This window comes from Rhodococcus baikonurensis, assembly GCF_040489275.1.
GTDB classification, from domain to species: Bacteria; Actinomycetota; Actinomycetes; order Mycobacteriales; family Mycobacteriaceae; genus Rhodococcus_F; species Rhodococcus_F baikonurensis.
Genome location: NZ_JBEUOQ010000004.1, coordinates 242,105 through 266,333, shown reverse-complemented (window position 1 = coordinate 266,333; position 24,229 = coordinate 242,105). Strand labels below are relative to the sequence as shown.

Annotated in this window: 9 protein-coding genes; 5 read left to right on the top strand and 4 right to left on the bottom strand. The window is 63.3% G+C overall.

The window, feature by feature from the left end; genetic code table 11:
• Nucleotides 1-13: 13 nt before the first annotated feature.
• Nucleotides 14-949: a methionyl-tRNA formyltransferase gene (locus tag ABWI03_RS11990; protein ID WP_007734348.1), complete on the bottom strand. Its 936-nt coding sequence runs from the start codon at nt 947-949 to the stop codon at nt 14-16.
• A gap of 110 nt (nt 950-1,059) precedes the next feature.
• Between ABWI03_RS11990 and ABWI03_RS11985 the strand changes: the two genes are divergently transcribed.
• Nucleotides 1,060-1,863: an alpha/beta fold hydrolase gene (locus tag ABWI03_RS11985; protein WP_003945829.1), complete on the top strand. Its 804-nt coding sequence runs from the start codon at nt 1,060-1,062 to the stop codon at nt 1,861-1,863.
• A 59-nt stretch (nt 1,864-1,922) separates the two neighbouring features.
• On the opposite strand, the gene ABWI03_RS11980 is transcribed toward ABWI03_RS11985, so the two are convergent.
• The 3 genes from ABWI03_RS11980 to ABWI03_RS11970 form a co-directional block, all read right to left on the bottom strand.
• Nucleotides 1,923-2,192: a metal-sensitive transcriptional regulator gene (locus ABWI03_RS11980; RefSeq protein WP_007734349.1), complete on the bottom strand. Its 270-nt coding sequence runs from the start codon at nt 2,190-2,192 to the stop codon at nt 1,923-1,925.
• Nucleotides 2,193-2,282: 90 nt separating this feature from the next.
• Complete coding sequence (locus ABWI03_RS11975) at nt 2,283-2,693, bottom strand: DUF302 domain-containing protein (protein WP_003945447.1); 411 nt, start codon at nt 2,691-2,693, stop codon at nt 2,283-2,285.
• 103 nt (nt 2,694-2,796) lie between these two features.
• Nucleotides 2,797-4,944, bottom strand: a complete 2,148-nt coding sequence (locus tag ABWI03_RS11970) for an MMPL family transporter (RefSeq protein ID WP_298779292.1) — start codon at nt 4,942-4,944, stop codon at nt 2,797-2,799.
• A 143-nt stretch (nt 4,945-5,087) separates the two neighbouring features.
• On the opposite strand from ABWI03_RS11970, the gene ABWI03_RS11965 reads away from it, so the two are divergent.
• From ABWI03_RS11965 to ABWI03_RS11950, 4 genes are all read left to right on the top strand, one after another.
• Nucleotides 5,088-5,672, top strand: a complete 585-nt coding sequence (locus ABWI03_RS11965) for a class I SAM-dependent methyltransferase (protein WP_353798724.1) — start codon at nt 5,088-5,090, stop codon at nt 5,670-5,672.
• 86 nt (nt 5,673-5,758) lie between these two features.
• Nucleotides 5,759-22,450 carry an amino acid adenylation domain-containing protein gene (locus ABWI03_RS11960; protein ID WP_435054138.1) on the top strand — a complete coding sequence of 5,564 codons (16,692 nt, stop codon included), beginning with the start codon at nt 5,759-5,761 and terminating at the stop codon, nt 22,448-22,450.
• A gap of 150 nt (nt 22,451-22,600) precedes the next feature.
• On the top strand, nt 22,601-23,947 hold the full coding sequence (locus ABWI03_RS11955) for a lysine N(6)-hydroxylase/L-ornithine N(5)-oxygenase family protein (RefSeq protein WP_095971457.1): 1,347 nt from the start codon (nt 22,601-22,603) through the stop codon (nt 23,945-23,947).
• Complete coding sequence (locus ABWI03_RS11950) at nt 23,944-24,192, top strand: MbtH family protein (RefSeq protein WP_003945538.1); 249 nt, start codon at nt 23,944-23,946, stop codon at nt 24,190-24,192. The genes ABWI03_RS11955 and ABWI03_RS11950 overlap by 4 nt, the downstream gene beginning before the upstream one ends.
• The last annotated feature ends 37 nt before the right edge of the window (nt 24,193-24,229 follow it).

The following is a 24,229-nucleotide window of genomic DNA, read 5'->3' as shown; positions in this document are numbered from 1 at the left end:
AGCGTTCAGACGATCAGGTGAGGTACCCGCCGCCGTGGGGGAAGAACTCGGCGGCGGTGTACTCGCTGCCGTCGTCGAGTCGGACGCGCTCGATCCGCAGTCCCTTGTTCTTGCCCGACCACGCGTCGGGGCCCGCGACGATCACCATGCCGTCGTCTTCCTGGATGAACACTCGGCCGGGGGTTCCGCCGTAGTGCCCGCGTGAGACGGACGCCTTCAGGATGCGGATGCGCTGGCCCTTGAACTCGGCGAAAGCGTTGGGGTACGGATCGGACTGTGCCCGGACGAAACGCTCGATGACCTCGGCGGGCCAGGACCAGTCGACGTGGCTGTCCTGCGGTGCGCGCTTGTGGAAGAACGTGGCCTGCGATCGGTCCTGCGGCGTCCAGTCCGTCCGCCCGGATGCGATCAGATCCAGGGCGTCGAGTGTGATGGGGCCGATCATGTCGATCGTGCGGTGGAACAGATCGGTGACGGTGTCGGTCGGGCCGACCGTCGTCGAACGCTGCAGCACGATGTCGCCCGCATCGAGTTCCTCGTCCATCAGGTGCGCCGTGAGCCCGACTTCTTCTTCGCCGTTGATCAGAGCCCAGATGAGCGGGGAGAATCCCGTGTACTTGGGCAGCAGCGAATCGTGGATGTTGAGGGTGCCGTACTTGGGTGCGTCGAAGACCTCCGCAGGCAACCAGGTACGCCAGTTGTTGGCGACGATGATGTCGGGAGCTGCTTCGGCCAGCGCGGCCTTGAAGGCGTCGTCAGGCTTGTTCGCCACGTGAACGGGTACACCGTTCTCGGCCGCCAGATCTGCAACCGAGTCCGCCCACATCTGTTCGTAGACGTGTTCGCTCTTCGGGTGTGTGATTGCAAGCACGACCTCGTGATCGGAGTCGATCAAGGCCTGCAGGGTACGGTGGCCCCAGGTTTGGTATCCGAGCGTAGCGACTCTCAACGGGGGTCCTCCTGGACGAGCATGGGCTGGGGTTGCGGTCACACGACCGCCCATCAGCTTAGGCTATCCAACCAAAATTGTTGATCACACGTACGAGGAGGAAGGCTGACATGACGGTCGCCACAATCAACGGAATCCCCATCAATTACCAGGTCAAGGGTGATGGAGATCTGGTGGTGCTCATCATGGGGACCGGCAGCCCCGGCCGCGTCTGGGATCTGCACCAGACCCCGGCGCTGGTGGCCGCCGGCTACCGAGTCTGCACCTTCGACAACCGCGGAATCGCACCGTCCGGCGAGAGCCTCGGCGGCATCACGATGCCCGACATGGTCGCAGATACCGCCGGACTGATCGAGCACCTCGGTGGCGGTCCGGCCCATGTCATCGGCACCTCGATGGGCGCCCGGGTGGCGCAGGAACTGACGCTCGCCAGGCCCGATCTGGTTCGCAAAGCAGTGTTCCTCGCCGGCCACGCCCGGATGGATCATTTCCAGCAGGTCCTGACCGAGGGCGAGCGCCAGTTGTTCGACAGTGGCGTCGCTCTGCCGGCCAAGTACCGTGCCGCAGTGACCGCGGTGATGAACCTTTCGCCGGCCACGCTGGCAGACGATCACTCGGCGCGCGACTGGATGGATATCTTCGAGTTCACCGGCGGCGCAACGTCACCGGGTGTTCGCGCACAGCTCGGTATGGACCGCGCCTTCGATCGACGGGGTGCGTACAAGTCGATCATGCGCCCGTGCCTGTCCGTCGCTTTCGCCGACGACCGCATGATCCCGCCCTACCTCTCCCGCGAGGTGGCGGACTGCATTGCGACGGCGTCGTACGAAGAGATTCCCGACGCCGGGCACTACGGCTACCTCGAGCGTCCGGAGGCCGTGAACAAGGTGCTGATCGACTTCCTGGCGAAGTAGTTTTCCGCACGCGAGAAAGGGCCTGACCTGCTAACTGCAGGTCAGGCCCTTCTCATGTTTCAGGCCAGTGCCAGGAACAGCTTCTCGAGTTCGGCCTCGGTCATCGGTTCCTGACCTTCCGCGCTGTCACCGCTCAGGCATTCACGCAGCCCGGAAGCGACGATCTTGAACCCTGCTCGGTCCAGCGCCTTGGACACGGCGGCGAGTTGCGTGACGACGTCCTTGCAGTCGCGGCCGTTCTCGATCATCGAGATGACCCCGGCAAGTTGGCCGTGGGCACGACGCAGTCTGTTCAATACGAGCGCAATGCTCTCTTCGTCGCCGGTCATGGTGGCCCCTTCTCGAGTGTTCGTGCTGCGGTCAAGGGTACCCCTGGGGGCATGTCACTGCTTGATTCAGTGTTTGATCCGACTGCGGTGTCAGATCAGCGAGTCGACGGCCGCGCGCAACTTGACGGCTGCGTCGGCTGCCACGGACTCGAGGCCGGGTTCGCCGGAAACCTGAACCATGAGAGCAGGGTTCATCGCTTCGACGAAGAACGAATTCTCGGTAGTCGTATCTTCGCGGACGACGACGTTGCACGGCAGCAGGAGGCCGATCTGACGATCCACCGAAACTGCCCGATGGGCCAACGGCGGGTTACAGGCACCCAGGATCAGGTACTTTTCCATGTCCTCGTCCAGCTTCGCCTTGAGTGTTGCCTGCATGTCGATCTCGGTCAGGATGCCGAAGCCCTGCTCGGCGAGAGCGCCACGCGTGCGGGTGACGACGTCGTCGAAGGTTCCGGTGACCTTGGTTGCGATCGCTATCGGTTCTGTGGGTGTTGTCATTGCGCACTCCTCGTCGTGGGCTGTCACTGTCGCCGGCTTTGATTTCTCTTGTCCCCATCATACCCCTGGGGGTATCAGTAGGACAGTGATGTCGGGTACACGATCAGCCATGCGAGAAGCTGATGTTCGGCAGGACGCTACGTAGCCATACCGGCGCCCACCAGGCTGCCCGGCCGGTGAGACGCAGGAGAACGGGCAGCAGCACCAAGCGGACGAGCACTGCGTCCAGGAGGACGGCTACACCGAGAATGATGCCCATTTCCTTGGGTGGCAAGGGATCTGCGAGCGCAAAAGTGAAGAAGACCGCAACCATCACCGCCGCTGCCGCCGCAATGACCCGACCTGAATGTGCCAGGCCGTCGATGTGTGCGATCGCGGGGTCACCTGTGCGTTCGTAGTGCTCCTTGGCGCTCGAGAGCAGAAATACCGTGTAGTCCATCGCGATGGCAAAGATCATGGCGAAGAAGAAGACCGGACCCCACCCGTTGAGGAAACCCTGGGGATCGAAGCCGAGTAGGCCTGCGCCGTGACCATCCTGGAAGATCAGCTTCGCGATTCCGAATGCGGCCCCGGTGGACAGCAGGCTGACCAGCGTGCCGATCAAGGCGATCAGAGGTGCCTGGAGGGCGATCAGCAGCAACAGGAATCCGAGCGTCAGAATCACGACCACGACGATGGGAAGGTAGTCGTCGAGTGCCTGCTGGAGGTCGAGATTTTCGGCCGGAGCGCCGCCGACGAGCGCCGATTCCGGCAGTTGTGACCGAAGGTCGGCAAGGATGGTGTCCATCGCAGGATCCGACGGATCGACAGTGGGAACTGCTTGCAGCATAACCAGATCGGATCCGTCGGCCGCTTGTTGCGCCGGGGTGACCATGGCGACGCCGTCAACGCTCATGGCAACACGCGAGGTGTCTGCTGCATCGTCGGCGGAGGTGACGATCTGCAGCATTCCGGGCGCTCCGTCACCGAATTGCTGCTGCACCAGTTCATAGCCCTGTCGAACTGGGGCGTCCTCGGGAACCACGGCGATGGAGGGCATTGCCACCTTCAGGCCGAAGACCGGAACAACGAGTGCGATCAGGACGATGAAGGCGCCGATGCCGAAAGGCCACGGGTGCTTGTGCAGCAGTGATGCCCAAGCTGCGAACATCGGGGAGCGGTGCTGCTGGCGCTTTGCGTACGGTAGTGAACCGCCGTTGACCTTGGCGCCGATCCTGCCGAGCACGGCCGGTAGCAGGGTGAGTGTTGCGGCGAGGACGAAGATCACAGCGAGCATGATTCCGACAGCCATCGTGCGTACGGCCGGGGCTGGAACGATGAGCACCGCAGACAAGCTGACCAGAACTGTGAGGCCGGATAGGACCACAGCTTTGCCGGCGGTGTCCATGGTTTGAGCCACGGCCGTCCGCGGATCCGCATTGGTTCGCAATGCGTCCCGGAACCTGGCGACGAGAAAGAGTGCGTAGTCGATGCCGAGTGCGAGAGCGAACATCATCGCGAAGTTCATGGCCCACACGGAAATCGGCGTGATCTCGTTGAGGATCACGAGCCCACCCGCGGATGCGACCAGCCCCGCGAGCGTCAGCAGCAGTGGAAGTCCCGCGGCAACAAGGGAACCGAAGGCCAACACCATGATCGCGAGAGTGACGGGCCATGACATCATTTCGGCCTTGATCATCGCTTCGTGATTGGCCTTGTTGAAATCGCTCCACAAAGCCGACGCGCCGGTGGGGTACACCTCGATGGTGTCCGTGGACAATGCAGTGAGTTCCTTGCCGAGTTCGTCTACCGCACTGACCATCTCGTCGGTACTTGCGTTTGCGCCCGCGATCATGATGCCGGTATGTCCGTCCGGGCTGATGGTCATTCCGGGCTGCGGAGTGACGACTTCACCGAAACGTGGGTCCGCGGAAAAGATTTCAGTTGCCGCGGCCAGCGTTTGCTGCATCGACGGATCCGTGATGGGCAGAGAGTCCGAGTGAACGACCACCTGCACTGCGGCGGAGGAGTTTCCACCGAAATGCTGCTCGGCCAACTCGCGTACCTGCACTGATTCGGATCCGTTCGCCTGCCAACCTGCGCCGGCCAAGGAGGTGAAGACGCTGGGTGCTGCGGCGCCGAGGGCAACCAGCGCGATCAACCAGACACCGAGAACGAGGCCGGTGTGCTCCGCCATCGATCGACCGAGGCGCGCGAGTATGCCGCCGGTTCGGGTGGGTGGGTCTGCGGTGACTGTTCTGGTCGCTGACATCTTCGCTCCTGATACGGGTGGGGGTATTCCTGTCCGTCACCTGTATACCCCCAGGGGTATCGATCTGTCACATTCGAGGGTTCTCTATGCTGCTGGGGGCACCGTCCGATCTGTGACGGTGAAACGGATATGGGAGAGCAATCATGGACGCACGCGACTGGGACGAGCGATACCGAGCGGTGACGGAGCCATGGGGAGTCGACCCGGCGGGAACCGTCGCAACAAGAATTTCCGATCTGAGACCGGGCACCGCGATCGATCTGGCCTGCGGCGACGGCCGTCACGCGCGGTGGATGGCTGCGCAAGGTTGGTCGGTGACTGCGGTCGACTACTCGTCGGTGGCGATCGATCTGGCACGGGCGAGTGACGGGGACAAGGCTGTCGACTGGCAGGTCGGCGACGCGACCGAGTGGCAGCCGGAAGGGCTGGTCGACCTGGTGTTGGTCAGCTTTCTTCACCTCGAGGTCGACCATCTGGCCGCAACCTTGAATCGCGTCGGGAAGTGGCTGACGCCCGGCGGACGGGTCCTCTATTTGGGGCATTCCATCGAGAACTTCCATCGTGGTGTGGGCGGTCCACCCGAACCGACCATTCTGCCCGGTATTTCCGATCTCGCTCGCGCTGCGGAGGGATCGAGGGTCTATGCCCTCGAACATGTCGTTCGGCCGCAGGACGGTAAGACGGCAATTGACGTTTTGCTCGAATTCGGTCCGTGGGAACAGGTCTGACCAGGGGGGGGAGCGCACCTTCACGTTCCTGGGTAGCCTACCCTAAACTTGCGAGGGTGTTCGTCGTTCGATGAGCATGAACGACGATGATCGGATTCTTGATGTCTGACCACTCTCAGGTAGCTCACCCGGCGGTATCGGGCGGTGCCGATCTGGACGCAGCGCTCCCGGCGACGGCCGCTCAGCGTGAGGTGTGGGTTGCTCAGAACGTCGATCCGAGCAGTCCGGTCTACAACATCGGACTTGTCGTCGAGGTCGACGGCACGATCGACATCGAGCGCGCGGCAGCGGCGATCGAGGCCAGCGTCGGACGCGTCGAAGCGCTGTTCGTGCACTTCGAGGTCGATGCCGACAACCAGCTGATCCAGGTGCCGATTCCGGATGCACGCTGGGACGTGGAAATTCTCGACCTTCGGGCCGAGGCGAATCCCGATTCGGCAGCGCAGTCGTGGATGGACACCGACATGGCCCGGGTCTTCGGTGCGGACGATCTACTCTTCCGTCAGACACTTCTGCTGACGGCCGACGACCGAGTCATCTGGTATCAGCGCTATCACCACAGTGTGGTCGACGGCTACGGCATCTCGCTCATCGTCGCCGACGTCGCAGAAAGATACGACAATCCGAATCTGGGGACTGACGCACCGCGATGGTCACTCGATGCAGTGGTTGCAGCCGATCAGGACTACCGGAACTCTCCGCGGTTCGAGCTCGACCGTCAGTACTGGGTGCAGCGAGTCGAATCAGGACCGGAAGCGACGCGGATTCTGCATGGGCAGGTCGATGATTCGCTGCCCCCGATCTCGGCAGTGCTCACGCTCGATGCCGATCGTGCGGCACAGCTCTATCGCTATGCGGCCGACGCCGGGATTCGGCGAACTCGCCTGCCCATGGCCGCGCTGATCGCGTACATCGCACGAACCACGGGACAGCACGACGTTGTCGTCTCGGTACCGATGGCGGCTCGGGTGGGGCGCAACATGCGTCGCATTCCCTCGATGGCGTCGACGATTCTTCCGCTGAGTATTCGAGTAGAACGCTCGGAAACCATCGGCCAGTTGGCAACTCGACTCGACACCGCCCTGATCTCGATTCTCAAGCACGGGCGCTACCGGGGAGAGGATCTCGCTCGCGACATTCGGGCGATCGATCCCGACCGTCAGGTCTTCGGTCCCGGCATCAACTCGATGATGTTCGAACACACACTCACCTTCGGCGGATGCCCGGTGCGCGTGCGTAATTCGGTAACCGGTCGAGTCAGTGACCTGGATCTGAGTGTGCGCGGCGGTCAGGACGGGGAGCCGATCGAGATCGACGTCCGCGCCCCGGCCGGATTCGACAGGGAGTTGGCCGATCACACCGCGAGAATCGAACAGTTCCTCGATCGATTCGTAGCCGAGCCGCAGCTTCCGATCTCGGCACTCGACCCCATGTCGCTCGCGGAACGAGAACTCGTGCTCCACGGGTGGAACGACACCGCAGAGCCGCAACCCGTCACGACGGTGCCGGATTTGTTGCGCAGCAGCTTCTCTGCCGATCGGGGCGCTGTCGCCGTGGTCGACGGGGACGTCCGGCTGACCTACGGCGAACTCGAAAGTCGGGTATCACAGCTCGCCGCGCACTTGATCTCTCGCGGTGTTGCGACCGAAACCGTTGTGGCGATCGGGCTTCCGAGATCCGCCGAGATGGTGGTGGGGTTGTTGGCCGTCATGTGTGCCGGTGGTGCCTTCGTTCCGCTGGATCCGTCATGGCCTGCGGAACGCCGCGAATCGGTACTCGCCGACGCGGGCGCCACACTGGTGCTCACCTCGGACGGTGTAGACGACTCCGTTCCGGTCGATCTGACCGCGTGGGCATACGAGGACGGGCCGTCGGTCCTGTCCGAGATCATGACGCCCGACGTTCGTATTCACGGTGCCCAATTGGCGTACGTCATCTTCACGTCCGGTTCGACCGGACGCCCGAAGGGCGCCATGATCCGCCACGAGGCGATCTGCGCACGGTTGCTGTGGCAGCGAGAGCGGGTTCTCGGGTTCGGATCGAGCGATGCCTCGCTGTTCAAAGCCCCACTCTCGTTCGACATCTCGATCAACGAGATCCTGCTCCCGCTCGTGTCCGGCGGTCGATTGGTGATCGCGAAGCCCGAGGGGGAACGCGACCCGCAATACCTACTCGACCTGATCGCCGGAGAATCGGTCACCTTCGTCTACCTGGTTTCGTCCATGCTCGACATACTGCTGGACCTGGCGAACGAGACCGATCAGCTCGATTCGTTGAAGCACGTGTGGTGCGGCGGTGAGGTTCTCACGCCTGAACTCTTCGACCGGTTCCGCGCCCAACTGTCCACGACGCTGTATCACGGCTACGGGCCGGCGGAAGCGACCATCGGTGTCTCCCATGTGATCTACCGAGAGGACGCGGAACGAATCGCGACCTCCATCGGTCGGCCGAACCCCAACACTCGCCTGTACGTGTTGGACGGCGACCTGCAGCCGGTTCCGGTCGGCACCGGCGGCGAACTCTACGCCGCGGGCTTCCTGCTGGGACGCGGATACGTCGGCGCGTCGGCGCTGACCGCATCTCGCTTTGTCGCGGATCCCTTTGTCACGGGTGATCTGGCCGGATCCCGGATGTACCGCACCGGTGACTTGGCCCGATGGGCCCCGGACGGCACCCTCGACTTCCTCGGACGCACGGACAATCAGGTGAAGATTCGTGGCATGCGCCTCGAACTCGAAGATGTCGAAGCCGCGGTGATCTCGCACCCTGGAGTGCGGCATGTGGCAGTTCTGGTGCGTCAAGCGCCCACAGGGGCAAAGTATCTCGCCGCTTACGTGAGCGCAGCGTCGGGGACTGACCGTGCGATCGACTCGCGGGACATTCGCGAGTGGGCGGCGAGCAAGCTGCCCGACTACATGATCCCGACCACCGTCACCGTCCTCGACGAGTTTCCGCTCACGGCCAACGGCAAACTCGACCGTCGAGCGCTTCCCGAGCCCGATCTAGCCGAACTGAGCGCGCATGTCGCTGCGAGAAACGAAGTCGAACAACAGTTCTGCACGTTGATCGCGTCGGCAGTCGGTCTCGATTCGGTCGGCGTGACCGACGATTTCTTTGCACTGGGCGGGGACAGCATCGTCGCGATCTCGCTCGTGACCGCGGCTCGTGCAGCCGGTTTGTCGATCAGTCCACGCGAGGTGTTCCAACTGCGCACCGCCGAGGCCATGGCGCGTGCCCAATCCGGCCGAACGGCTGAGATCGTCGATCTTGCGGACGAACCGATCGGTCACGTTGCCACGACGCCCATCGCTGCCAGGGTCCTCGGGACACCGGACGCAGTACGAACCTTCCATCAGCGAGCGCTGATTCAGACCCAGTCGGCTTTGACGTCCGAACACGTCGCGGCGGCGCTCGACATCCTCGTGGCACGCCACGATGCGCTTCGTGCGAAATTGACTCCCGACGGAACGCTGCTTGTTCCGGCCACAAACGAAGCCGCTGTGGTCTTCGAGACCCGGGCGCTACCGGTGCCGCTCGAAGAATGCGGGCCGCTGATAGTCGCCGAGACCGAGCGAGCCGTCAGGCGTCTGAATCCGGTTGACGGAACGATGGTCAGTGCTGTTCTTTTCACTACTGCGACAGGTCCTGGGCGACTGTTGCTTGCCATCCACCACGCGGTGGTCGACGGTGTCTCCTGGCGCATCATCCTCGAAGACCTCGCGCGCGCCGGTATCGCAGCGATGAATGGCGACGAACCCGCACTCGCTCCGGTCGGTACCTCCGTGAGACGGTATGCCGAACTCGTTTCGGAGGCGGTCGGAGCCGGGCGACTGGACTCGGAAATCGAGTTCTGGGACTCGGTCACGTCGGCACCACAGTCACCCCTCGGCCGTCGGGCACTCGACCCGGCAATTGACCTCGCGCGCACCGCTGCGGCGCGATCGATCACCCTGTCTCCGGAATTCGCCGATCGGTTGTTGGGCAGTGTTCCAAGGGCATTCGGGGCCGACGTGAGCGAAGTACTGGTCACCGCACTGGCCGTTGCGCTGACCAAGTGGAGCGGTGCCGGATCGGTGACAATCGACTTGGAAGGTCACGGACGCGACGAGGACGTCGTTCGCGGCGACGGCGCTGCCCACGTCGACCTGACACGAACTGTCGGATGGTTCACCACAGTGTTCCCGGTGGCACTCGAGATCGGTGCAGCCGCTCCGGACCTCGAAGCGAGCGGCGAGTTGGCGGGGGTTCTCAAGAACGTCAAGGAGCAACTTCGACGCATCCCGAACGCCGGCTTCGGATATGGAGCATTGCGATACCTCGGCGGCTCGGGTCAGTTGCGTAGCGTCGCAGCACCCGAGGTGGTGCTCAACTATCTGGGGCGCACTGCAGCTGCAGAGGGGGACTGGTTCCCGGTGTCGGTGGACGGTGCTGCCGATCCGTCCATGCCGTTGGGGCACGCACTGTCGGTCGACGTCGTAGCCGAGGACGCTGCGGGTGGTCCACGACTGCGAGCCACCTTGACCTGGGCGTCGAACATCTTCCTGCGTAGCGACATCGACAGGTTTGCGCGGCTGTGGCTGGACTCGCTCAAGGCCGTGGCCGGGCTCGCCGCTTTCGGCGGAGCCACACCGTCCGACTACCCTCTGGTGGCGCTCACTCAGACCGACGTGGACGGGTTGCCGAAGGCGGACGAGATTCTCCCGCTCACTCCGTTGCAGGAAGGGATCTACTTCCATTCGGCATTTGCCGATCCGGGATCGGATCAGTATGTCGTGCAACAGGTTGTGGAACTGACTGGTGCCGTGGACAGCGCATCGCTGCGCCGTGCGCTGCAGTCCGTCGTGGATCGGCACGAGGCGCTGCGCACCGGATTCTCGGTCCTGGGCGACGGTCGAGTGGTGCAGGTGGTGCGCCCGAGCGTCGTCGTGGAGATGACAGTAGTCACGGATGCCGGCGCCGACGTGGACGAACTGCTCTCAGTCGACCGCGCGCGCGGGTTCGACCTCGCGCATCCGCCGCTCGTCCGTTACACGCTGGTCCGTGCCTCCTCGGAGAAGTTCCTTCTTCTGCAGTCGATTCACCACGCGGTCGCAGACGGATGGTCGGTCCCGGTGATGCTGCGGGAGCTGATGGCGTCGTACAGCGTTGCCGATTCCGGCGTCGTGCTCCCGAACCCGGCGCCGTACCGTAGCTATCTCGAATGGTTGGCCGGTCACGATCACGACGCTTCGGCGGCGGTGTGGCGGAAAGCTCTGAACTCTCCCGGGCCCGCGGTCGAACTTCCCGCGCCGAGTGCGGGCAGCAGCGGGATCCACGCTACCCGAGTCGAACTGACCGACCGAGACACGCGCGCACTCGTGACCAACGGACGCTCACACGGACTGACACTGAGCACGCTCGTGCACGGCGCCTGGGGACTGGTGCTCGGCCGAATGGCCGGCCGAACCGACGTGCTGTTCGGATCAACAGTATCGGGACGCGGTGGAGACCTGCCCGGCATCGAGACCATGGTGGGCCTGTTCATCAACACTGTGCCGGCGCGATTGCGTTTCGATCCGGCAGAGACAGCCTCGCAAGCACTTTCTCGTTGGCAGAGGGAACAATCGGAACTACTCGACCATCAGTACCTCGGTCTACCCGAACTGCGGCGGACCGGCGGACTGGAGCAGAACTTCGAATCACTGGTCGTGTTCGAGAACTATCCACTCGGTGACACCGCTATCGCCGATCCGACGAACTCGGTGCGACTGACGGGAATTCGATTCGACGAGCGGCCGGCCTACCCGCTGACGCTGATCGTCGTCCCCGGCGATCGGTTGGCATTGGAGCTCAAGTACGACGCCGCTCAGGTGGACGGCGATGCCGCTGCGTCGCTGGCCGAAGCTCTCGCAGTCGTACTCGCCGAGCTCTCTCGCGATCTCGACCAGGTCATCGGCCGGATCGCGCTGGCACCCGCACAGCCGGGGAGCGTCGGCACGGCCTTGGATCGGCCGCGCGCAACGCTGACCGAGCTGCTGCGTGATCAAGCCGGGCGTACGCCCGAAGCCACCGCAGTGATCTTCCGTGAAGAGTCGTTGACCTACGCCGAACTTCACTCTCGCGCTGATCGTTTCGCGCACTTGCTGCGCGAACGTGGCGTCGGACGCGAATCGTTGGTGGCCGTTGCCCTGCCGCGCTCCATCGAACTGATGGTCGCGATACTCGGCATCGGAAAGGCCGGGGGCGCCTACGTTCCGCTCGACACCGGTTACCCGGCGGAGCGGCTGACGTACATGCTCGGTGACGCCGATCCGGTGTGCGTCGTGGTGTCGGAAGACTCTTCACTCGATTCGGGTTCGGTTCCGCGGGTGACCGTATCGGAGTCGGCGCAGTTCCCAGCCGATCCGCTGAGTGCCCCAGGATCACCCGCGGATGCCGCGTACATGATCTACACCTCGGGTTCGACCGGTCGTCCCAAAGGTGTTGTCGTCACCCACGAGGGTGTGGTCAACCGATTGCTCTGGGCACAGCAGATACGTCCGATGGACGTTTCCGACCGGATGCTGCAGAAGACCCCGTCCAGCTTCGACGTCTCCGTTCCCGAATTCTTCTGGCCGTTCCTGGTGGGGGCAACCCTGGTGATGGCCGAGCCGGACGGGCACAAGGACCCGGGCTATCTGGCCGACGTCATCGTCGAACAGTCCGTGACCCGAGTGCATTTTGTTCCGTCGATGCTCGAAGTGTTTCTTGCAGAGCCGAAAGCAGCACTGTGCTCTTCCCTCGAGATCGTCAACTGCAGCGGTGAGGCACTGCCCGTTCACGTTGCACGCAAGGTCGCCGAGATCCTGCCGAACGTTCTGGTGGACAACCTCTACGGCCCCACCGAGGCCGCCGTCGACGTCAGTTGGCAGCCGTCCGTGCAGGAAACTCCGGCAGACGCCGTCAGTGTCCCGATCGGCGTGCCCGCAGCCGACACCGGCCTGTTCGTTCTCGATCCCTACCTGCAGAACGTCCCGGCCGGTGCCACCGGTGAGCTGTATTTGGCGGGACCACAACTGGCGCGTGCTTACCACGGACGTGGGGGACTCACCTCCGAAAGATTTGTGGCGAATCCGTACAGCGACGGCGGTTCGCGGATGTACCGGACCGGTGACATCGTGCGGTGGAATGCCGACGGCGTCCTCGAGTACCTCGGCCGCGTGGACGAGCAGGTGAAGGTTCGTGGATTCCGCATCGAGCTCGGTGAAGTCGAAGCACAGTTGGCGCTGTGCCCCGGAGTCACGGCCAGTGCCGTGATCGTCCGAACAGACGGCCCTGGCAACCGCGCACAGGTGGTTGCCTATCTGGTCGGCGATGTTGATGATGCTGCGGTTCGCGCTCAGTTGCTGTCGGTGCTACCGGAATTCATGGTGCCCAGCGCCTTTGTGCGACTCGAGTCACTGCCGCTGAGCCCGAGCGGCAAGCTCGACCGAAAAGCACTACCTGCACCGGATTTCGCGGCACAGGTGAGCGACTCGACGGGAGTAGTTTCCTCGGGCGTCGCAGACCTTCTCGCCGGGCATTTCGCGACGGTTCTCGGACTGCCCCGTGTCGGGGTGCGCGACGATTTCTTCACTCTCGGCGGCGACAGTATCCTGGCGATCCGACTGGTCAACCTGGCTCGTCGTGATTCGGTAGTGCTGACCCCGCGTCAGATCTTCGAATTGCGCACTCCCGCCGCGATCGCCGCAACGGTGGGTGATGACGCCACCTCGGTTACCACCGCCTCGGCCGACATCGGTGTGGGTGAGCTGGTACCGCTGCCGGTGGTTCACCGCTTGTCCGAATGGGCGGGTGGTACCGATCGCTTCAACCAGGCAGTTCTGATCCACTCTCCGGCAACATCTCTCGGTTCGATCACCGGTGCGTTGCAGGCGGTGCTCGATCACCACGACGGGCTTCGCCAAACCTTGATCCGACATGACCGCGGCATGTGGTCGGCGCGGGTCGAGGAACCCGGCAGTGTCCGGGCAGCGGACGTGGTCGCCCGAGTCGACGCGCAAGGACTGGACGACGGCGATTTGCGAACGCTCATTGCGGAGCACTCCGAAGCAGCGACCAGTCGATTGGATCCGTCTGCAGGGCGGATGGTCTCGGTGGTCTGGTTCGATTGTGGCGCGGAGAATCTGGGCCGGCTCGCAATAGTCGCGCACCACCTGGTCGTGGACGGGGTTTCCTGGGGAACCCTGCTCGAGGATCTCGCGATGGCCTGGGTGGCAGTCGAAGCCGGAGAGCCCGCCGCACTGGATGCCGTCGGAACTTCGCTGCGTACCTTCTCCCGCACGGTGGCCGAACACGCATACAGTGCTCATCGATTCGCCGAACTCGATCACTGGCTGACCGTGACCGCTCCGGGCGCACAGTTGATCCCCGATGCCGCGGGCGATGCCGTCGTATCCGGAGGCTCGAGGCGCACGGTCACGGTGGACGGAGCAATCTCCGAGGCAGCACTTGGATCGGTTGCGGCAATGGTGGGTGCCGAGGGAACGGATGTTCTGTTGGCAGCGCTGACGATGTCCGTCGATCGCTGGCGTCGCTCCACCGGCCGCAGTGAGTACGAATTGCTGGTCGATCTCGAACGGCACGGCCGGGAGGAGTTGGCGCCGGGAAACGATCTGTCGCGAACAGTCGGCTGGTTCACCACCATCGCGCCCATGCGACTGCACAGCGGAACCGATCCGGTGGATACCTTGCGTGAGGTGAAGGAGAGCCTGCGAAGTGCACCGGACGGCGGCATCGGATACGGGATGCTGCGGTACGTGAATGCCCGCACGGCAACGATATTGGCGGGGCGTTCCGAATCTCAGGTGCTGTTCAATTATCTGGGACGTGCGACGGCTCCTGGATCGACAGCATGGTCTCTGGCGGCGGAATCCGACGCTATGTCCACCGATCCCGACGCGGACATGGGAGGCCCGTACCGGCTGATCGTCAATGTCGTGAGTGTCGATTCGGAGCTTCGCGCCGACTTCGCCTGGGCAAGTGAAGATTTGTCCGATACTGACGCGCTGGCACTCTCCGAGGGCTGGGTTTCGGCACTCGGCGATCTGGCGGCTGCGGCCGCACGTCACGACGGTCCGCCCTTCCTGACTCCGTCCGATGTGACCTTGCTCGACCTGAGTCAGGCCGAGATCGACGCGATAGCCGATGCGAGCCCGGCAGGTGTGAGCCGTATCCTGCCGCTGTCACCGTTGCAGGAAGGCCTGTACTTCCAGGCCGGATACTCGGACAGCAGTGAAAGCACTGGCGGGGACATCTACACGGCACAGTTCTCGATGGACTTCGGGCACACGCTCGACGTGGACAGGTTGGCTGAGGCTGCTCGGACACTTCAACGACGAAATCCCACCTTGCGAGCGGGGTTCGTGAGCGAAGGACTGAACGAGCCCGTGCAGTTCTTCAGCGCGGGACTCGACGTTCCCGTTGCCGTCCATGATCTCCGTGAACTCGACGACTCGGCGGCTCGTGAGCGCGCCGAGGATATCGCTGCCCTGGACAGAGTTACTCCATTCGATCTGACAGCACCGCCGCTGTGGCGTATGAGCGTGCTGCATCTGCCCGGCGGGCACGATCGTCTGGTGATCAACCGGCAGTTCCTGCTGTGGGACGGCTGGTCCAACGGCCTTGTCGTCAGCCAGCTTCTGGCGCTCTACGATACCGGTGGCGACGACAGCGCCTTCGGTGAACCCGAGGGGTCGTTCGAGACGTACCTCGCCTGGTTGGCCGATCGCGACGGTGTTGCCGCCGACGAGGCGTGGCGCGGAGCGCTGGCAGGCCTCGAGGAGCCGACGCTTGTCGCCGTGCCGGCGCCGGACGCCGAACGTCAGCTTCCGGATCGCCGAGATGTGGTTCTGCCGGAATCGCTTTCGCGCGCCCTGCGTGAGCGTGCCGCCGCGTCCGGCGTCACGTTCAACACGGTACTGAACGCAGCGCTGGCCCTGGTGCTGGCGTCGGCCACCGGTCGACAGGATGTCGTCTTCGGCTCCACCGTTGCCGGAAGGCCTCCCGAGGTACCGGGAATCGACACCGTGGTGGGAATGTTCCTCAACACCGTTCCCGTTCGGCTGCAACTGGATCCGAACGAGAGCGTCGACGAACTTCTTCGCCGCACGCAGGCGGATCGTCTATCGCTGATGCCGTTCGACTACCTCGGCTTGGCCTCGATTCAACGTCTGTCCGAGCATCGTCAACTGTTCGACGTGCTGATAGTCCTGCAGAACTTCGTGGACGAGAAACAAGTCGACGCACTCAATGCCGCTCACGACGTGAGCGGCAGCGACAGTATCGATCACACGCACTATCCGCTGACCGTCGTGGTCACACCGGGTACCACCGTCAACGTCAAGTTCGAGTTCCATCCGCATCTGGTGACCGCGCGTCGAGCCGAGGACCTGCTCGGTCACTTCGTCGACCTGCTGCAGAGTTGGTCGCAGGACATGACAGGTTCGGTTGTTGCGACTCCCGCGCCTGTAGTGGCGCAGCAGACGCAGATCCGAGAGTTGCCGGAGCGCACCATTGCCGACTTGTTCGAAGAGGTGGCGTCGGTGCAACCGAACGACACGGCACTCGTGTTCGGGAAGCGTCGGATGACCTATGCCGATCTCGACGGCGAGATCAACCGGATGGCGCGGTTGCTGATCAACTACGGGGCCGGTCCGGAAAGAATTGTGGCCCTTGGTCTACCACGATCGGTGGACATGGTTGTCGCGCTCTTCGCCGTATTGCGTACCGGCGCGGCCTACCTACCACTCGAACTCGACCATCCAGCCGAACGGTTGGCCGTGATGATCGACGACGCGCGGCCCGTCGTGTTGCTGACCACCGTTGCCGCCTCACCGAAGTTCGACGGCGCGGACGTCCGCACTATCGTGATCGACGAGCCGGACACTGCGGCAAGGAGACTGACGATCTCGGCACGGGCGCTCTCCGCGTCGGAACTCGGAGCATTCGCCCCGGGGGCACCGCATCGACTCGACCACCCCGCGTACGTCATCTACACCTCCGGCTCGACCGGCAAGCCCAAGGGCGTGGTCACCGGATACCGCGGCTTGACGAACATGCAGTTCAACCACCGCGAGGCGATCTTCGAACCGGTCATCGCCGCGGCGGGCCGGCGCCTGCGGATCGCGCACACCGTGTCCTTCGCCTTCGACATGTCGTGGGAGGAACTTCTGTGGCTCGTGGAAGGCCACGAGGTGCACATCTGCGACGAGGATCTGCGTCGTGATGCCGAGGCGCTCGTCGCATACTGCGACGCTCAGGACATCGACGTCGTCAACGTGACACCGACCTACGCGACGCACCTGATCGACAGCGGACTTCTCGACGACGGTGTGGGGCACCACCGCCCGCCACTGGTCCTGCTCGGTGGTGAAGCCGTTCCGGATTCGGTGTGGAACCGGCTGCGCGACACCGAGGGAACCGTGGGCTACAACCTCTACGGTCCGACGGAATACACGATCAACACCCTCGGTGGCGGAACTGCCGACAGTGACACCCCGACCGTCGGTAAGCCGATCTGGAACACCACGGCGCACATTCTCGACAGCTGGCTGCGACCGGTCCCCGACGGAGTTGCCGGCGAACTGTACATTGCCGGAGCTGGTTTGGCTCGCGGCTACCTCGGACGCTTCGCGCTCACGTCCGAGCGCTTCGTCGCCGATCCGGCTGGGACCGGAGAACGTATGTACCGCACCGGTGACTTGGTGCGGCGACGCGGTGACGGCAACCTGGACTTCCTCGGCCGCACCGACGATCAGGTGAAGATCAGAGGTCACCGGATCGAGCCGAGCGAAATCGTCTCCGTTCTCGAATCCGACGAACACGTGCGGCAAGCAGCGGTGGTGGTCGACGTCGGGGCGGGTGGAGTCAAGAGACTCGTCGGTTACGTGACACCGGTGCGCCTCGGCGTCGCGCACGACTACCGCGCGCGGGCGCGCGTTCTCCTGCCCGACTACATGGTTCCGGCCGTGGTCGTCGAGGTGGAGACATTGCCGATGACCGTCAACGGAAAGCTCGACGTCAAGGCGCTGCCCACGGCCGATTCGGTGCTGGGGGAGCGCAGTGGGGTAGCGATCGCGCCCAGAAACCGTACGGAAGAGGTCCTCTGCGAACTCTTCTCCGACGTGCTGGACGTCGACGGCATCGGTGTCGACGACAACTTCTTCGACCTCGGTGGTCACTCGCTTCTGGCCACCAAACTGATCAGCCGGACTCGGATCGCCATTCCCAACGCTCTGACCATGCGTGATCTCTTCGAAGCACCGACGGTCGCGGAACTCGCGGAACGTATTGCGGCCGAGCAGGGATCGACGCGACCGGTGCTGGTCGCGAAGCCGCGACCGGACCACCTCCCCCTTTCTGCCGCTCAACAGCGATTGTGGCTGATCGGACAGATGGAGGAGAACTCCGCGGCCTACAACTTCCCGATCGTGCTCCGCTTGGACGGTGCACTGGACGCGGACGTCTTCGCCGCGGCGCTGGACGACGTGGTCGAACGACACGAATCCTTGCGTACTGTGTTCCGGTTGGTCGACGGAACGCCGGAACAGATAATTCTCGAATCGGCGACGGTTCCGGTCGAGACAGTTCATTCAGGAGAAGCCGGCGTCGCCGGTGAGGTTGCAGCGGCGGTGGGCCGTCCGTTCGACCTTGCGAACGAGATTCCGATTCGTGCCCGTCTGATCCGGGTGGACGATGCAGTAGTCGTCGTGATCGTTCTGCATCACATCACAACGGACGAATGGTCCGATCGACCGTTCCTTCGGGATCTGATGTCTGCCTACTCCTCTCGGATTCAGGGCGAGGAGCCAGCTTTCGAACCGCTTCCGGTGCAGTACGCGGATTACACCCTGTGGCAAAGGGAATTACTCGGCAGCGCCGACGATCCGTCGAGCGTCCTGAGCACGCAGTTGGACTTCTGGGCGAAGAGTTTGGACGGCGCCCCCGAAGAACTGTTGCTTCCCGCCGATCGGAGTCGACCAGCCAGACCGAGTTTCTCCGGTGGGGCAGTGGTGACACGGTTGGGCATGGAGACAACTGCTGCATTGCGGAGTCTGGCGCGCGAGAGCCAGAGTTCGATGTTCATGGTCCTGCACGCGGCGTCGGCGGCGTTGTTGACTGCGCTCGGAGCAGGTGAGGACCTTCCCCTCGGCGCTCCGGTAGCCGGACGTAGTGAACAGGGGCTCGACGACTTGGTCGGCTTCTTCGTCAATACCATTGTGCTGCGCACGGATACGTCGGGTAACCCGACGTTCCGGGAGTTGGTGGATCGCGTTCGGGAGGGAGATCTCGAGGCCTTCGCCAACGCCGACGTTCCGTTCGAAACTGTGGTGGAACGCCTCAATCCGTCGCGCACCCTGGCACGCAACCCGCTGTTCCAGGTCATGGTCGGCTATCACAGCCGCGAGGAGACGGGCGGGGATCCGTTCGAACTCGAGGAGTACACGGCCAAGTTCGATCTGGTGTTCAACTTCACCGAGTACCTGGGCGACGAAGGATGCATCGACGTCCGGCTCGAATACGGCAGTGACCTCTTCGATCGCGAAACCGCACAGCGAATTTCGAACCGATTGGAATCGGTGATCTCTGCAGTCGTGGAATCGGCCGACATCGAGATCGGTGACATCGACATCTTCTTGCCAGGCGAACTCGAACAGGTTGTCACCGCGTTCAACGACACCGCCGTCGACGTGCCGGAAGAGACGTTCTACGACGCTTTCGCGCGTGGAGTCGCTGCTACGCCCGAGGCGATTGCGGTGCGCGACGAAGCGGGGCAGGCCACGTACCGCGAACTCTCCGAGCAGTGTGATCGGATAGCCGGTGTGCTGTATCGGCGCGGGGTCTCGGTCGAAGACGTGGTGGGACTTGCCGTCCCGCGCTCGGTGGAGATGGTCGCGTCGGTCCTCGCCGTGCTCAAGCTGGGGGCAGCGTATCTACCCCTGGACTTGAGTCACCCGAGCGAGCGCATCACGTACATGCTCACCGATTCTCGCTCCTCGGTACTGCTGTCCACCTCCGAGGAGAGTTCTCGAATCGAGGATGTGGTCGGCGTCGAGCGAATCCTCCTGGACGATCCGCTGATCCGTGCAGAACTGGACGAGGCAGCGATCGTGGAAACTCCCCGGCCACCAGTTGGCGTCAGCCACGCTGCTTACGTCATCTACACCTCGGGTTCGACCGGCAAGCCGAAGGGAGCCGTGCTGTCCCACGACGGTATTCCGAGTCTTGTTGCCACAGCCGAGGTTCGGATGCGACTGGTACCGGGTTCGGTGGTGATGCAGTTCGCTTCGGTCGGCTTCGACGTCGCGGTATTCGAACTGGCGATGGCTCTGTGCACGAGCAGCACCCTGGTGATCGTGCCGCAGAGCGCCCGGGTTGCCGGCCCGGCGCTGACCGAATTCATGACGAACAATCGTGTCACCCACGCGATCATCCCGCCCTCGTTGCTGGCAGCCCTTCCGGCAGGATGTGAAGTACCGCGAGGCTGCACCGTGTTGGTCGGAACCGAGACGGTGCCGCCGGAGCTGATCGGGCGATGGGCAGAGCGGCTGAATTTGCTTGCCGCGTACGGACTCACCGAAGCCACGGTGAACAACACACTGTGGCAGGCGGAGCCAGGTTGGAACGGCGCCGTGCCCATCGGAATCCCCGACCCCAACGAACAGGCGTACGTGCTCGACGATCAACTGCGTCCGGTTCCGCCGGGAGTATCCGGCGAGCTGTACATCGCGGGCCGCGGCCTGGCGAGAGGCTATCTGGGCCGATTCGATCTGACGGTCCAGAGATTCATTGCTGATCCCTTCACCGCAGGCGATCGCATGTATCGCACCGGTGACCGAGCGCGGTGGCGGGCTGACGGGAACATCGACTTCCTCGGCCGTGTGGACGATCAGGTCAAGATCCGTGGTTTCCGAATCGAATTGGGCGAAATCATCGGAGCCCTCAGTGCCCATCCGACGGTGAAGCAGGCAACGGTCGTCGCGGATCGGCAGGGCGAAATCACGCGTCTGGTCGGTTACGTGTCACCCGAGCCCGGCGTGGTGGTGGACACGACGGCAGTGCGCAATCTCGCTGCAGTGTCGTTGCCCGACTACATGGTTCCGACGATGGTCGTCGCCCTCGACGGCCCGCTGCCGTTGACACCCAACGGAAAGCTCGACCGCAAGGCGTTGCCCGCTCCGGACTGGTCGGAGCTGGCAGGTGATGTTGCTCCTCGCACTGTCGTGGAGTCCACCGTTGCGGCTGCCTTCGCGGACATACTGCAACTCCCGAGCGTCGGAGTCCACGACAGTTTCTTCGAACTCGGTGGGCACTCGATGGCGTCGATGAAACTGGTCGGTCGCATTCGTGAAGCATTCGGAGTGGACATCAGTATTCGAGACGTGTTCGACGCACCGAGCGTGGCCGATTTGGCGGCAGTCGTTGCGCGTTCGGAAGGTGGACGCCCGGTCCTGGCACCGGCGGTGAGGCGTCCGGAGACCATGGGTCTGTCTGCGCCGCAACGTCGTCAGTGGGAGTTGTTCCGTTCTGCCGGCGCACATCCGCAAGCGAGCCATGCTCTGGCACTGACCCTGAAATCGAAGATCGATCCGGAGATTCTCGGGCACGCATTGGACGATGTGACATCGCGGCACGAACCCCTGCGGACCACATTCGTCGAGGTCGACGGCATCGTCGTGGCGAGGGAATCGGTTCGGCCGACTGTCGATGTCGTCGATGTCGGTGCCGGCGACCTGGGCCGAGCGGTGTTCGAGCTGGCTCAACTTCCGATGGATCTGCGTGAGCAACCGCCGTTGCGAGTGCACCTCGTGCTCGGTGAAGACGGTTCTCGGACACTGCTTCTCGTCATGCACTACATCGCCGTCGACGAGTGGTCCGTAGTGCCGCTGCTGGGAGATCTGGTCTCTGCTTATGCAGCCAGGTCGCAGGGAGATCAACCGGTCTGGGACGAGCTTGCGTTGACGTACGCCGACTACACCGTGTGGTCGGACGAACTCTTGGGAGACCCCCTGGACGTGGGCAGCCGTGCGTCGAAGCAACTTGCGTACTGGCAGGATGCGCTCGACGGAATACCGACCAGTGTGAATCTTCCGTTGCCGGAAGATGACTCGGAACCTCGGGGCGACGTGGTCTCTGTCGACATCGACGCGGATCTGCACGCCAGGATCGACGCACTGGCCGCGCGCACCGGCACGAGCATGTTCATGGTCCTGCAAGCCGCGCTGGCCGCCGTTCTCACGAAGGCTGGGGCCGGTACCGATCTTCCGATCGGTTCGCTGGTTGCGGGTAGGTCGGATCCCCGTCTCGAACCGATGATCGGATCCTTCTTCAATGTTGTTCTCCTGCGCACGGATACGTCCGGTAGTCCGACGTTCGCAGAATTGCTGGCTCGGGTGAGGGAGGGGAATCTGGAAGCGCTGAGCAATCAGGACGTCTCATATGTGTATGTCGAGCAGGCTCTGGGTAATCCGGCGTCCATGAGACCTCAGGTGATGGTGATCCATCACCAACAGGCGGATTTGGACGGGCTCGGCGACTTCGGTTCTCTCGTACCGATTCCGGTGGGAGTACCCGATGCGGATGTGACGTTGAGTTTTTACGAGCCGGTTGGCGAAGGGCCTGTTTTTGCAACTCTCGGGTTCCGTGCCGACCGCGTCGACGCGGTCGCAGTCCGTGAATGGGCAGGTCAGCTGGTCGACGTGATCGAGGCTGCGGCCATCGTCGACGGGGGCGACGTGAGGGAGGCGGCGAAACTATGACATACGTCGCATCGCTCCGCGGGGTCGACCGCTATACGAGGGCTCACAGTATTGATACCCTCACCTCATTAAGGGTAGCCTTTGCTACTTACTTCGGGACATCGATTGGCGACCGTATCAGGTCGTCCCGTCGGGGATGGACTACCTGTAATGAGTGAATCACCGAGAGACTCCAGCGCCGAACCTGCCATTGTCGACATCGTCGGCGTCGGGTTCGGGCCGGCCAACCTCGCGTTGGCCATCGCTGTCGAAGAACACAATGCAAATTGTGCAGCCGTTGATCGGGTGAACGCGCGGTTCTTCGAAAAGCAGTCTCAGTTCGCGTGGCATCCCGGGATGCTGCTCGACGGTGCCACGATGCAGATCGCGTTTCCGAAGGACCTGGTGACCTTCCGCAACCCGCAGAGCGGATACAGCTTCTTCTCGTATCTGTTCGAGCAGGGTCGACTGGTCGACTTCGTCAACCACCAGACCTTCTTCCCCACACGCCACGAATTCAACGACTACCTGTGCTGGGCAGCTCGACGAGTCGACGCGGACGTGCAGTTCGGGACAACCGTCGACGGGGTCGAGGGCATCAAGAACTCCGACGGCGTGGTCGATCGCTTTGCGGTTCGCACAGCCGACGGTGACACGGTGATCGCGCGCAACATCGTCGTCGGAGCCGGGCTGAAAGAGCGGATCCCGGAGTGGGCAACGCCGTCGTCCCGGTGCTTCCACAATCACCAGTTCCTCTTTCACCTCGAAGCCATGCCGGAGCCCGTACACAACCGGTTTGTCGTTCTCGGCGCCGGCCAGAGTGCCGCAGAGATCGTCGACTACCTGCACACGAACTACCCGACCGCCGAAGTTCACAGTGTTTTCGCCCGCTACGGCTACAGCCCGGCAGACGACAGTCCGTACGCGAACCGCATCTTCGATCCCGAAGCCGTCGATCAGCTGCACGGCGCCGACGCCGCGGAACGACGTCGACTGCTCGATTTGCACCGCAGTACCAATTACTCGGTCGTCGACATCGAACTGATCAACAAGCTGTATGCCACCGAGTATCAGGAGATGGTTCGTGGGCCGCGGCGACTGTTCATGCGTCGGGCCTCGGAGATCACGAGCGCTGTCGAGACGGAATCCGGCATCGAACTGGCCGTCCGTAGCAACCTCGACGGCTTGACCGACACGCTGTCGTGCGACGCACTCATTCTGGCCACGGGTTTCACCCCGGCACCGCTGGACAATTTGTTGGGTGAACTCGTGCCGGATTCGTCCGTTCCGCGTAACGTCAGTCGGGATTATCGACTGGCTGTAACGGAGGACGTGACAGGCGGTATCTATCTGCAGGGTGGGACAGAACAGACTCACGGATTGACGTCGTCGCTGCTGTCGAACGTGGCAGTGCGGGCGGGGGAGATTCTGGCGTCGGTACTGAGCCACCAGAACCGAACTGGTGCGCTTGCTAGTCTGGGCGCACAAGACACGTACGTAACGAGTGAGGCGAGATGAGCACTAACCCTTTCGATGACGAAGACGGCCGCTTCTACGTGCTGGTGAACGACGAGGACCAGCACTCGCTGTGGCCCACGTTTTCCGAGGTCCCCGCCGGCTGGCGCGTGGTGTTCGGCGAAGACAGCCGCAAGGCGTGCCTCGAATACGTCGAGGCGAACTGGACCGACATGCGTCCGAAGAGCCTGCGCGAGGCCATGGAAGCCGATCAGGCTGCCGGCGGAAAGCATGCAGTCGAGAGCTGATTCTCACCATTCGGAAACCCCCGAGTGAACCGAAAGA